An 11946-nucleotide genomic window follows, 5' to 3' on the forward strand; every position below is an offset into this window, starting at 1 on the left:
TAGTGATATATTTCAGATAATTGTACGGCGCAAACATGCTGAAATCTAGCATTGCCGTGCCGCACAAAACTGCCTATTGTGATGTCAATTCCACGTCTTTCCTTCCAAAGGAGGTCTTGATGGCGTCGCAAGCGTCCGCTTCACGGAAATCCCCCAAAAAAGAAGATAACAGCCGGATCGTCGAGTTTGACCGCGATCAGGAAATGCATGCCCTGCGCGAAATGCTGATGATTCGCCGCTTCGAAGAGAAGGCCGGCCAGCTTTACGGCATGGGCTTCATCGGCGGTTTCTGTCACCTTTACATCGGCCAGGAAGCTGTCGTTGTCGGCATGCAGATGGCGCTGAAGGATGGCGATCAGATCATCACCAGCTACCGCGACCACGGCCACATGCTCGCAACTGGCATGGAATCGCGCGGCGTGATGGCTGAGCTTACCGGACGCCGCTCGGGTTATTCCAAGGGCAAGGGCGGCTCGATGCACATGTTCTCCAAGGAGAAGGCGTTCTACGGCGGTCACGGCATCGTCGGCGCTCAGGTGCCGCTCGGTGCAGGTCTTGCCTTTGCCAACAAGTATCGCGGCGACGACAAGGTCTCCGTTGTCTACTTCGGCGATGGCGCTGCCAACCAGGGTCAGGTTTACGAAACCTACAACATGGCGCAGCTCTGGAAACTGCCGGTCGTTTTCGTGGTCGAGAACAACCGTTATGCCATGGGCACCTCGGTGTCGCGTTCGTCCGCCGAGACCGATTTCTCCAAGCGCGGCGCCTCGTTCGGCATTCCCGGCATGCAGGTTGACGGTATGGATGTCCGTGCCGTGATGGCGGCTGCCGAAGAAGCGGAAAACCACGCCCGCTCCGGCAATGGTCCGATCATCCTCGAAATGCAGACCTACCGCTATCGCGGTCACTCCATGTCCGACCCGGCGAAATACCGCTCGAAGGACGAAGTGCAGAAGATGCGTTCCGAGCATGATCCGATCGAACAGGTTCGCCAGCGTCTGCTCACCAAGAAGTGGGCGAGCGAGGACGATCTGAAGGCCGTGGACAAGGACGTCCGCGCCATCATCTCCGATGCCGCCGATTTCGCCCAGACCGATCCGGAGCCGGATGTTTCCGAGCTCTACACCGATATTCTGCGCTGAGACGGGGAGGGATAACATGCCTACCAATATTCTGATGCCTGCCCTTTCTCCGACCATGGAAGAGGGCAACCTTACCAAGTGGCTCAAGAAGGAAGGCGACAGCGTCGCCGCCGGTGACGTGATCGCCGAAATCGAAACCGACAAGGCGACGATGGAAGTCGAAGCCGTCGACGAAGGCACGATCGGCAAGATCCTGGTTGCCGAGGGTTCCGAGGGCGTGAAGGTCAACACGCCGATCGCCGTTCTTCTCGAGGAAGGCGAAAGCGCCGATGACATCGGCAAGGCCGATGCCGCCGAAGCGCCGAAGCAGTCTGACAAGGCGCCTGAAGTCGAGCAGGAAGAAAAGCCGCAGGCATCTGCTTCGAATGCGCCCGCAGAGCCGAAGGCCGTCGAGGTCGCCTCCGATCCGGACATTCCGGAAGGCACCGAAATGGTGACGATGACGGTGCGTGAGGCGCTGCGCGATGCCATGGCCGAAGAAATGCGCGCCGATGGCGATGTCTTCATCATGGGTGAGGAAGTTGCCGAATATCAGGGCGCCTACAAGATCACCCAGGGTCTCCTGCAGGAATTCGGTGCCAAGCGCGTGGTCGACACGCCGATCACCGAGCACGGCTTTACCGGCGTTGCCGTGGGTGCGGCCCTTGCCGGCCTGAAGCCGATCGTCGAGTTCATGACCTTCAACTTCGCCATGCAGGCGATGGACCAGATCATCAACTCTGCCGCCAAGACGCACTACATGTCCGGCGGCCAGATGGAGAGTTCGATCGTGTTCCGCGGCCCGAACGGTGCTGCAGCCCGCGTCGCCGCCCAGCACTCGCAGTGCTATGCGGCCTGGTACAGCCACATTCCGGGCCTCAAGGTCGTCATGCCCTACACGGCTGCCGATGCGAAGGGGCTTCTGAAGGCTGCGATCCGCGATCCCAATCCGGTGATCTTCCTCGAAAACGAAATCCTCTACGGCCACAAGTTCGAAGTGCCGAAGCTGGATGATTTCGTCCTGCCGATCGGCAAGGCGCGCGTGCACAAGGTGGGCAAGGACGTCACGATCGTGTCCTTCGGCATCGGCATGACCTATGCCGTGGAAGCCGCCGCCAAGCTTGAGGAAGACGGCATCGACGTCGAGATCATCGATCTGCGCACCATCCGTCCGATGGACCTGCCGACCGTGATCGAATCGGTGAAGAAGACCGGCCGTCTGGTGACCGTCGAGGAAGGCTTCCCGCAGTCCTCCGTCGGTACCGAGATCGCGACCCGCGTGATGCAGCAGGCCTTCGATTATCTCGATGCGCCGATCATGACGATCGCGGGCAAGGATGTGCCGATGCCGTACGCCGCCAACCTCGAAAAGCTCGCCCTGCCGAACGTCGGTGAAGTCATCGATGCGGTGAAGGCCGTCTGCTACAAGTAAGGGAGCGTCAAGATGCCCATCAAGATTACGATGCCGGCGCTTTCGCCGACCATGGAAGAGGGCAATCTTTCCAAGTGGCTGGTCAAGGAAGGCGACAGCGTTTCGGCCGGCGATGTGATTGCAGAGATCGAAACCGACAAGGCGACGATGGAAGTCGAAGCCGTCGATGAAGGTGTCGTCGCCAAGATCGTGGTGCCCGCCGGCACCGAAGGTGTGGCGGTCAACGCTCTGATCGCGATCCTTGCCGAGGACGGCGAAGATGCCGCCGAAGCCGCGAAGGCGGCCGAAGGCGGCGATGCGCCGGCCAAGGAAGAAAAGTCCAAGGAAGACAAACCGAAGGACGCACCCAAGGAAGAGGCCAAGGCCGAGAAGCCGTCCTCCGACGCAACGGCTGAGAAGGTCGCCAAGGGCGGTGTGCCGTCCTCCGATACGCCGGTTCCGGACGCCAAGGCGCCCGCAGCTCCGAAAGCCGATGGCGAGCGCATCTTCGCGTCTCCGCTGGCCCGCCGCCTCGCAAAGGAGGCCGGACTCGATCTTGCACAGCTTTCCGGTACCGGCCCCCATGGCCGCATCGTCAAGCGCGACATCGAAAAGGCCGAGAGCGAGGGCGTTGGCAAGGCAGCGCCGGCAGCCAAGCCGGATGCTGGCCAGAAAGAAGAGGCCGCCGCCGCCCCGATGGCTAAGGCATCCTCCGAAGAGGCGATCCTCAAGCTGTTCGAGGAAGGCTCCTACGAGCTCGTGCCGCATGACGGCATGCGCAAGACGATTGCCAAGCGTCTGGTCGAATCCAAGCAGACGATCCCGCATTTCTATGTGACGGTCGATTGCGAACTCGACGCGCTTCTGGCGCTCAGGAGCCAGTTGAACAAGGCAGCGCCCGTCAAGAACGAAAAGCCTGCCTACAAGCTCTCCGTCAATGACCTGGTCATCAAGGCCATGGCGCTGGCGCTGCGCGACGTGCCGGATGCCAACGTCTCCTGGACGGACAGCAACATGGTCGTTCACAAGCATGTCGATGTCGGCGTCGCCGTATCGATCCCCGGCGGTCTGATTACCCCGATCGTGCGGCGGGCGGATGAGAAGCCGCTCTCCGTGATCTCCAACGAGATGAAGGATCTGGGCAACCGGGCGCGTGAGAAGAAGCTGAAGCCCGCCGAATACCAGGGCGGAACGACAGCCGTTTCCAACATGGGCATGATGGGCGTCAAGGACTTCGCAGCCGTCATCAACCCGCCGCATGCCTCGATCCTCGCCGTTGGCGCGGGCGAGAAGCGTCCGGTGGTCAAGAATGACGAACTGGCGATCGCGACCGTGATGTCGGTGACGCTGTCGACCGACCATCGCTGCGTCGATGGCGCGCTCGCAGCCGAAGTGCTGGCCGCGTTCAAGGGCTATATCGAAAACCCGATGTCGATGCTGGTCTGAGGACGGGCGGATGAAGACGGTTCTCTGCTATGGCGATTCGCTGACGTTCGGGCACGACCCGAGCGGTCGGGGCCGCCATGCCCATGAGGACCGCTGGCCGATGGTGCTGCAGAAGGCGCTGGGGGAGGGCGTTCATGTTCTCCCCGAGGCGCTGGGTGGTCGCACCACGGCCTATGACGATCACACGGCGGCGGCTGACCGCAATGGCGCGCGGGTGCTTCCCACGCTTCTGGCCAGCCACACGCCGCTCGATCTGATCATCATCATGCTCGGCACCAATGATCTGAAGCCGTGGACCGGGGGCGGCGCGTTTTCGAGCCGCAACGGATTGAAGCGGTTGATCGAGATCGTCCGCTCGCATCCCTATCCGTTCGACCACGAGGCGCCGGAAATCCTGGTGGTGTCCCCGCCGCACGCCGTGCCCACGGCCAATGATACCGGTATGGGCTTTCTGCTCTCGACGGTCGAGCAATCTAAGATGCTCTCGACCTTCTACAGCGATGTGGCGGACGAATTCGGGTGCGGGTTCTACGATGCGGCGTCGGTTGCCAAGGCGAGCCCGCTCGACGGCGTTCACCTTGATGCCGAAAATACCCGCGCAATCGGGCGCGGTCTCGAGCCGATCGTTCGGATGATGCTTGGACTTTGAACGTTTTTGATCAACATCAAGGAGTGAACACGAAGCGCGGCTAGGCTGGATATCAACCACAACAGAGGAGATATCCATGTCGAACACCCCGCACGCGCTGGCCGAGGAATTCCCGGAATTCAGCGACCGGATTCACGAATTGAAGGTCGAAGATGCGCATTTTGCCAAGCTTTTCGACGACTATCATGCGGTAAACCGCGCGGTCCATCGCGCGGAGGAAAACATCGAACCGACCGATGATGCGCACATGGAAGAGATGCGCAGGCGCCGGATGGTTCTGAAGGATGAAATCTACGGGATGCTGACACGCTGAAGGCGGGCATCCCCAAAGCGGGCCGGGCGGCATTGCCCGGCTCCCCTTAAAGGAGATGTATCCCGTGTCTGAGACCTACGATGTCCTCGTCATCGGCGCCGGCCCCGGCGGCTATATCGCTGCCATCCGCGCCGCCCAGCTTGGCCTGAAGACCGCCGTCGTCGAGCGTGAGCACATGGCCGGCATCTGCTCCAACTGGGGCTGCATCCCGACCAAGGCGCTGCTGCGTTCCGCCGAAGTGCTGGACAACACCAACCACGCCAAGGAATACGGGCTCGTCATCGAAGGCCAGGTCAAGGCCGATCTCGAAGCGATCGTCAAGCGGTCGCGCGGCATTGCCGAGCGCATGAATGCCGGTGTGATCTACCTGATGAAGAAGAACAAGGTCGACATCATCTGGGGCGAGGCGACGCTGTCGAAGCCGGGTGAGGTCACTGTCTCCGAGGTCAAGAAGAAGATCGTGGAGCCGCAGGCGCCGACGCCGAAGGGTGCCAAGGGCCCGGGCACCTACAAGGCCAAGCACATTATCGTTGCCACTGGTGCCCGTCCGCGCGCTCTGCCCGGCATCGAGCCGGATGGCAAGCTGATCTGGACCTATTTTGAGGCCCTCAAGCCCGCCAAGATGCCGAAAACGCTTCTGGTGATGGGCTCCGGCGCGATCGGAATCGAGTTCGCTTCGTTCTATCGCTCACTCGGCGTCGAGGTGACGGTGGTCGAGGTGATGAAGCAGGTGATGCCGGTCGAGGATAATGAGATCGCCACCTTCGCCCAGAAGCGTCTGGAAAAGCGCGGCATCAAGATCATGCTCGAAGCGAAGGTTGCCAAGGTCGAGAAGGGCAGCGATTCCATCACCGCCCATGTCGAGACCAAGGACGGCAAGGTCGAAAAGATCACGGCCGACCGGATGATTTCGGCTGTCGGCGTCCAGGGCAATATCGAAAACATCGGCCTCGAAAAGCTCGGGATCAAGACCGATCGCGGCTGCATCGTCATCGATGAATACTGCAAGACCAATGTCGAGGGAATCTACGCGATCGGCGATGTCGCCGGTCCGCCCATGCTCGCCCACAAGGCCGAGCACGAGGCCGTCATCTGCGTTGAAAAGCTCGCCGGCCAGAAGAATGTCCATCCCCTCGACAAGCGCAAGGTCCCGGGCTGCACCTATTGCAATCCTCAGGTCGCCTCCGTCGGCCTGACCGAAGCCAAGGCCAAGGAAGCCGGATACGACGTGCGTGTTGGCCGCTTCTCCTTCGTTGCCAACGGCAAGGCTGTGGCGCTGGGCGAGGATCAGGGCATGGTCAAGACGGTTTTCGACAAGAAGACCGGCGAACTTCTCGGCGCCCATATGGTCGGTGCTGAAGTAACCGAGCTGATCGAAGGCTTCGTGATTGCGATGAACCTGGAAACCACGGAAGAAGAATTGATGCACACCATCTTCCCGCATCCTACGCTCTCCGAAATGATGAAAGAAAGCGTGCTCGATGCATATGGACGTGTACTTAATGCATGATTCCTTTATGCTGACGTAGGCGGAAGCGAGAGATTCCGCCTTGACGTCTAGCAAAAGGGAGACGGTTTCTATGGATGAACAGGGTGTAGGCTGGATTGCCGCAATTATTATCGGCGGCATTGCTGGCTGGCTTGCAGAGAAGTTCATGAAGTCCGATATGGGCATTTTCATGAATATCATTCTCGGCATCGTCGGCGCCATCGTTGCAAACGCCATTCTCGGCGTATTCGGCATCGCGCTTGGGGGATGGCTGGGTTACCTGATCGCCGGTTTCATCGGCGCGGTGATCCTGATTTTTGTCGGACGTCTGATCCGGCGCTGACGTTTTCTTCGGATTTTCGCCGAAGACAGCGTTGATTCGAACAGCCGGATCGTCTCGGCGATGCGGCAGAGATAATGAAGCCGACCGGGCCCAGTGCCCGGCGGCACTAAGGACGACATGATGGTTACGCTTCTCGATACGACAAGTGACGCGCCGAAACGGCCGCGCCATCCCGAAAAGGCCCACAGGCCCGATACCGAGGTTTTGCGCAAGCCGGACTGGATCCGCGTCAAGGCGCCGGTCTCGCGTGGCTATCAGGAAACCCGCGGCATCGTGAGGGACAACAAGCTCGTCACGGTCTGCGAGGAGGCTGGCTGCCCGAATATCGGCGAGTGCTGGGACAAGAAGCACGCCTCTTTCATGATCATGGGCGAAATCTGCACGCGCGCCTGCGCCTTCTGCAACGTCACGACCGGCAAGCCAGGCGCGCTCGATCCCAACGAGCCTGAAAATATCGGCAAGGCCGTCGCCCAGATGGGCCTGATGCATGTCGTGATCACCTCGGTCGACCGCGACGATCTGGCCGATGGCGGCGCGGAGCATTTCGAGAAGGTGATTTTCGCCATCCGCGCGGCTTCGCCGTCAACGACGATCGAGATCCTGACGCCCGATTTCCTGCGCAAGCCCGGCGCGCTGGAGCGCGTGGTGGCCGCAAAGCCCGATGTCTTCAACCACAATCTGGAGACAGTGCCGTCGAACTATCTGACTGTGCGTCCCGGCGCGCGCTATTTCCATTCGATCCGGCTTCTGCAGCGGGTCAAGGAACTCGATCCCACGATGTTCACCAAGTCGGGCATCATGGTTGGCCTCGGCGAGGAGCGCAACGAAGTGCTTCAGCTGATGGACGATCTGAGAACCGCCGACGTCGACTTCCTTACCATCGGTCAGTATCTCCAGCCGACACGCAAGCATCATCGCGTGGTGAGCTTCGTCACGCCGGAAGAATTCAAATCCTACGAGACCGTCGCCTATACCAAGGGCTTCCTGATGGTTTCGGCAAGTCCGCTGACGCGCTCTTCCCACCACGCTGGAGACGACTTCGCGCGTCTCAGGGAAAATCGTGAGAAAAAGATAAAGGCCATGGTGGCCGCAGAGTAGGTGCGCCCTAAAAAAAGGGGAAATGATATTGCCGCAAATGCTGTATCACGCACTGATCGTCGCCATTGGCGGCGGGCTGGGAGCGAGCTGTCGCTATCTTGTGGGCGTCTTTGCCGTCCGTGCCATCGGCCACGGTTTTCCGTGGGGGACATTTATCGTCAATGTCGTGGGGTCGCTGCTGATCGGGCTTCTGGTTGAGGCGGTGGCGCGGCTTCTGAACCAGTCGGCGGACATGCGGATGTTTCTTGTCACCGGCTTTCTGGGCGGCTTCACGACGTTTTCCTCGTTCTCGCTTGATGCCATGAACATGATCGAGCGTGGCGACTATGCGCCGGCGGCCATTTACGTGGGCTCAAGCGTCATTCTCGGCCTTCTCGCTGTCTTTGCGGGCCTCGCCATCGGTCGAATGGTGTTTTAGGCCATTTCATTACGATGCCCGATGCGATAGAAGCCAGCGCTTGAGAGCAAAGGTTTTTCATATGGCGGGTATCGAACATATCAAGGTAGACCATGACGAGGCGGGCATGCGCCTCGACCGCTGGTTCAAGCTGCATTATCCGGGTCTCGGCTTCGGCGCGCTGCAGAAGCTGCTGCGCTCCGGTCAGGTGCGCGTCGATGGCGGCCGGGTGAAAAGCGATACCCGCGTTGAACCGGGTCAGACCATCCGCATTCCGCCGATGAATGTCGATCCGAAAGTGGCGGGCCCTATACCGGGCAAGGCGCTGAAACATGCCTCGGACGCTGATCTTCTGGCCCGCATGCTGCTCCATGAGGATGAGCGCGTATTCGTGCTGAACAAGCCGGCGGGGCTGGCCGTGCAGGGCGGCTCCGGCGTCGTGCGTCACATCGACAAGATGCTGGAGGCATGGACCAACAAGCGCGGCGAGAAGCCGCGTCTGGTCCACCGCCTGGACCGGGATACGTCGGGCGTTCTGGTAATCGCCCGTTCACGCCGCGCCGCGCAGTCTCTCACCGAAGCCTTTCGCGAGCGCACCACCAAGAAGACCTACTGGTCGCTGGTCAAGGGCGTGCCGCGCAAGCGCGACGACAAGATATCCACCTGGCTCGTCAAGGAACAGACGCCGGATGGCGACCGCATGCGGATCGCAAAGCATGGCGAGGCCGACGCCGATCACGCCGTTTCCTATTATCGCGTGGTGGATACGGCAGCGCACACGCTCGCCTGGCTGGAAATGGAGCCCTATACCGGGCGCACGCATCAGCTGCGCATTCATGCGCATCACATCGGCCACCCGATCATCGGCGATCCGAAATATTTCGATGATGATCCCAACTGGGAGTTCCCGGGCGGTATCCAGAAGCGGCTGCATCTCCACGCCCGCCATATCGACGTGCCCCATCCGGATGGCGGCAGGCTGCGTGTAACGGCGCCGTTGCCGCCGCACATGGTCCAGAGCTGGAACCTGCTGGGCTTCGACGCCGACCGCGTGGATCTCGACAAGGAATGACATGAGACTTGTACTGTTCGATTGCGATGGCACGCTGGTCGATACGATCGCCATCATTCAGGAATCCATGGCGCGGACCTTCAGCCATTTCGGTTACCCCGTTCCGGCCATCGAGAAGACCCGCGCCACCGTCGGCCTGACGCTCGATATCTGCATCGCGCAACTCCTCGGTCGCGAGGAGAGCGATGATGAGTGCCGGGAGATGATGCGCTATTACAAGTCGCTGTTCGCCGAAGTGCGCGCCGTGCCGGGTCTTGAGGAGAAGCTCTATGAGGGTATCGCGCAGATGCTCGAAAAGCTCTTCCTGCAGGATGACCTGCTGATCGGGGCCGTGACAGGCAAGTCGCGGCGCGGGCTTGATCACATGCTTGACCTGCATGGCTATACCAAGAACTTCATCGTCAGCCGCACGGCCGATGAGTGTCCGTCCAAACCGCATCCGGCTATGGTGCTGGAGTGCTGCCGCTACACCGGCATTGATCCAGCCGACGCCGTCGTCATCGGCGATTCTGTGTATGACATGCAGATGGCCCGCAATGCCGGCGCGGAGGCGATCGGCGTGTCCTGGGGCTATGGCATGACGGCAGAGCTTGCCGCTGCCGGTGCCTCCGCCATTGCCGAGAGCCCGGAGAATATCCTGAAACTTGTCGTGAAGAACGCCCAATGACCGAATTCGATCCGATCCGCCGCTCGCAGGAACTGATGCGGGCCGAACTGCCCAAGAAATTCTACGAGAGCGCAGACGTCGCCGAAGAGGGCGAAGGCTTCGCCATCAAGCTTGATGGTCGCGGCGTCAAGACCCCAGGTCGCAAGCCGTTGGTGTTGCCGACGGCCACCGCCGCCGAGATGGTGCGCGCCGAGTGGCACGCCCAGGAAAAGGTGATCGATCCCGCCAAGATGCCGGTTACCCGCCTCGCAAACACCGTGATCGACGGTGTTGCGGAAAACGCGGATGCGGTGTTTTCCGAAATCGTCGCCTATGCGGGCAACGACATGCTGTTCTACCGCGCCGAAGCTCCCGAAGAGCTGGTTGCGCGACAGGCCGAACGCTGGGACCCTGTCCTTGCGTGGACGCAGCAGGTGCTGGGCGCGCAATTCATGCTCATTCAAGGCGTGATGTTTTCAGAGCAACCGACTGAAAGTATAGAGGCTTTTCAGGTCGAGCTTGCGCGCCACCGCGACCCCTTCGCACTCGGAAGCCTGCATGTGATGACGACGCTGACCGGTTCGGCGCTGGTGACGCTTGCGCTCGCGCGCAGACGTCTGACGCTCGATGAGGCGTGGGCGCTCGCCAATCTCGAAGAAGACTGGACGATCGAGCACTGGGGCGAAGATGCCGAAGCCGCCAAGCGCCGCGCCAAGCGTTTCGAGGACATGAAAGCCGCCCACGATCTGTTCGTGGCGCTTGGATAGCGTGGCGGGCGACTGATGCTCCACGACCCGGCGGTCAGCCAGGACATCAAGCTCCGCGAGCCTCAACGCGCTCTGAGCCATATCGCCTGGACCCTCGGGTCAAGCCCGAGGGTGACCCGTGATCGTGGTTGAGACGGCAGGGTTGCAAGCTTTGGCGGAAATATCCTCGGGATCCGCCATCCCTAGGAAACCCTGTCCCTTCACCCTGACCGCACGGACCGGCCTCATGGGACGCGCCGCATGCCTTTGATTTGTGTCATGCTCGGGCTTGACCCGAGCATCCAGGCCACCACACCGGACGCTTTGCATCACTGCTCTTCAAGACGAGGGAGCGCGCGAGTGGCGCTTGATCACACCCGCTCGGCGTGCCAGCGCAGGTGGTCGTCCATGAAGGTGGAGATGAAGTAGTAGGAGTGGTCGTAGCGCTCGTGCATGCGAAGCGTCAGGCCGATATCAGTGCCCTTCACGGCCTCTTCGAACATCCACGGCTTCAGCCCGTCCTCAAGAAAGTTGTCGGCCTTACCCTGATCGATCAGGAATTCGGGAAAGCGCGCGCCGTCTTCGACAAGTGCGCAGGCGTCATGCTTGCGCCAGACGGCTTCGTCCGCGCCGAGATACTGCCTGAACGCCTTCTGCGCCCAGCCGGAGGTGGAGGGAGAGACGATCGGGGCGAAGGCGGAGCAACTCTTGTAGCGGCCGGGATTCTTGAGCGCGAGCGTCATGGCGCCATGCCCGCCCATGGAGTGACCGAAAATGCCCTGGCGCTCCATATCGACGCGGAAGCTCGACGCGATCAGCGCGGGCAGTTCCTCGGTGATATAGCTTTCCATCTTGTAGTGTTTCGACCACGGCTCTTCCGTGGCATCCACATAGAAGCCGGCGCCCTTGCCGAGCTGCCAGTCGGTCAGCGCATCGGCAACATCGGGGCCGCGCGGGCTGGTATCGGGGCAGACGATGATCAGGCCGAGTTCGGCGGCCATCCGCCGGTATTCGCCTTTTTCCATGACATTGGCATGGCTGCAGGTGAGGCCCGAGAGATACCAGAGCACGGGGCAGGGCCGCTCGACGGCCTGAGGCGGAATGAACACCGCAAATGTCATCTCCGAGCCGCAGACTTTCGAATCATGCGCAAAAACGCCCTGCATGCCGCCAAAGGCGGTGTTTTCAGAAATGATCTTCATAATGCTTCCTTCA

Annotated in this window: 13 protein-coding genes; 12 read left to right on the top strand and 1 reads right to left on the bottom strand. The window is 60.8% G+C overall.

Annotated elements, in window-relative coordinates; genetic code table 11:
• Nucleotides 1-119 precede the first annotated feature (119 nt).
• The 12 genes from pdhA (at nt 120) to HPQ62_RS02140 (ending at nt 10752) form a co-directional block, all read left to right on the top strand.
• On the top strand, nt 120-1142 hold the full coding sequence (pdhA, locus tag HPQ62_RS02085) for a pyruvate dehydrogenase (acetyl-transferring) E1 component subunit alpha (RefSeq protein ID WP_174800843.1): 1023 nt from the start codon (nt 120-122) through the stop codon (nt 1140-1142).
• Nucleotides 1143-1158: 16 nt separating this feature from the next.
• Nucleotides 1159-2553 carry a pyruvate dehydrogenase complex E1 component subunit beta gene (locus HPQ62_RS02090; protein ID WP_174800844.1) on the top strand — a complete coding sequence of 465 codons (1395 nt, stop codon included), beginning with the start codon at nt 1159-1161 and terminating at the stop codon, nt 2551-2553.
• Between the two features lie 12 nt (nt 2554-2565).
• On the top strand, nt 2566-3978 hold the full coding sequence (locus HPQ62_RS02095; RefSeq protein WP_174800845.1) for a pyruvate dehydrogenase complex dihydrolipoamide acetyltransferase: 1413 nt from the start codon (nt 2566-2568) through the stop codon (nt 3976-3978).
• A gap of 10 nt (nt 3979-3988) precedes the next feature.
• A complete protein-coding gene (locus HPQ62_RS02100) occupies nt 3989-4627 on the top strand; it encodes an SGNH/GDSL hydrolase family protein (RefSeq protein WP_174800846.1) in 639 nt (212 codons plus the stop codon).
• A gap of 76 nt (nt 4628-4703) precedes the next feature.
• Entirely contained in the window at nt 4704-4940 is a 237-nt protein-coding gene (locus HPQ62_RS02105; protein ID WP_174800847.1) for an HP1242/YdcH family protein, read from the top strand.
• Between the two features lie 64 nt (nt 4941-5004).
• On the top strand, nt 5005-6450 hold the full coding sequence (gene lpdA, locus HPQ62_RS02110) for a dihydrolipoyl dehydrogenase (protein WP_174800848.1): 1446 nt from the start codon (nt 5005-5007) through the stop codon (nt 6448-6450).
• Between the two features lie 70 nt (nt 6451-6520).
• On the top strand, nt 6521-6772 hold the full coding sequence (locus HPQ62_RS02115) for a GlsB/YeaQ/YmgE family stress response membrane protein (protein ID WP_174800849.1): 252 nt from the start codon (nt 6521-6523) through the stop codon (nt 6770-6772).
• A gap of 120 nt (nt 6773-6892) precedes the next feature.
• Nucleotides 6893-7870 (top strand): lipoyl synthase, encoded by a 978-nt coding sequence (gene lipA / locus HPQ62_RS02120; protein WP_174800850.1) that lies wholly within the window; start codon nt 6893-6895, stop codon nt 7868-7870.
• Between the two features lie 40 nt (nt 7871-7910).
• Nucleotides 7911-8288: a fluoride efflux transporter CrcB gene (gene crcB / locus HPQ62_RS02125; protein WP_174801411.1), complete on the top strand. Its 378-nt coding sequence runs from the start codon at nt 7911-7913 to the stop codon at nt 8286-8288.
• 61 nt (nt 8289-8349) lie between these two features.
• Nucleotides 8350-9339, top strand: a complete 990-nt coding sequence (locus HPQ62_RS02130; RefSeq protein WP_174800851.1) for an RluA family pseudouridine synthase — start codon at nt 8350-8352, stop codon at nt 9337-9339.
• Nucleotide 9340: 1 nt separating this feature from the next.
• Nucleotides 9341-10006 (top strand): HAD-IA family hydrolase, encoded by a 666-nt coding sequence (locus tag HPQ62_RS02135; protein WP_174800852.1) that lies wholly within the window; start codon nt 9341-9343, stop codon nt 10004-10006.
• Nucleotides 10003-10752 (top strand): ATP12 family chaperone protein, encoded by a 750-nt coding sequence (locus HPQ62_RS02140; RefSeq protein ID WP_174800853.1) that lies wholly within the window; start codon nt 10003-10005, stop codon nt 10750-10752. Before HPQ62_RS02135 ends, HPQ62_RS02140 begins: the two co-directional genes overlap by 4 nt.
• A gap of 350 nt (nt 10753-11102) precedes the next feature.
• Here the strand turns inward: HPQ62_RS02140 and fghA are convergent, their stop codons facing one another.
• Complete coding sequence (fghA, locus tag HPQ62_RS02145; RefSeq protein WP_174800854.1) at nt 11103-11933, bottom strand: S-formylglutathione hydrolase; 831 nt, start codon at nt 11931-11933, stop codon at nt 11103-11105.
• Nucleotides 11934-11946 lie beyond the last annotated feature (13 nt).

Origin of the sequence: Martelella limonii (assembly GCF_013344475.1) — a bacterium.
GTDB classification, from domain to species: domain Bacteria; phylum Pseudomonadota; class Alphaproteobacteria; order Rhizobiales; family Rhizobiaceae; genus Martelella; species Martelella limonii.

What these genes read in the sequence shown, in the direction of transcription:
- HPQ62_RS02140 (WP_174800853.1), top strand. Translation starts at nt 10,003, where the DNA reads ATGACCGAATTCGATCCGATCCGCCGCTCGCAGGAACTGATGCGGGCC.
- HPQ62_RS02095 (WP_174800845.1), top strand. Translation starts at nt 2,566, where the DNA reads ATGCCCATCAAGATTACGATGCCGGCGCTTTCGCCGACCATGGAAGAG.
- pdhA (WP_174800843.1), top strand. Translation starts at nt 120, where the DNA reads ATGGCGTCGCAAGCGTCCGCTTCACGGAAATCCCCCAAAAAAGAAGAT.
- HPQ62_RS02130 (WP_174800851.1), top strand. Translation starts at nt 8,350, where the DNA reads ATGGCGGGTATCGAACATATCAAGGTAGACCATGACGAGGCGGGCATG.
- HPQ62_RS02090 (WP_174800844.1), top strand. Translation starts at nt 1,159, where the DNA reads ATGCCTACCAATATTCTGATGCCTGCCCTTTCTCCGACCATGGAAGAG.
- HPQ62_RS02135 (WP_174800852.1), top strand. Translation starts at nt 9,341, where the DNA reads ATGAGACTTGTACTGTTCGATTGCGATGGCACGCTGGTCGATACGATC.
- HPQ62_RS02105 (WP_174800847.1), top strand. Translation starts at nt 4,704, where the DNA reads ATGTCGAACACCCCGCACGCGCTGGCCGAGGAATTCCCGGAATTCAGC.
- HPQ62_RS02100 (WP_174800846.1), top strand. Translation starts at nt 3,989, where the DNA reads ATGAAGACGGTTCTCTGCTATGGCGATTCGCTGACGTTCGGGCACGAC.
- HPQ62_RS02115 (WP_174800849.1), top strand. Translation starts at nt 6,521, where the DNA reads ATGGATGAACAGGGTGTAGGCTGGATTGCCGCAATTATTATCGGCGGC.
- lipA (WP_174800850.1), top strand. Translation starts at nt 6,893, where the DNA reads ATGGTTACGCTTCTCGATACGACAAGTGACGCGCCGAAACGGCCGCGC.
- fghA (WP_174800854.1), bottom strand. Translation starts at nt 11,933, where the DNA reads ATGAAGATCATTTCTGAAAACACCGCCTTTGGCGGCATGCAGGGCGTT.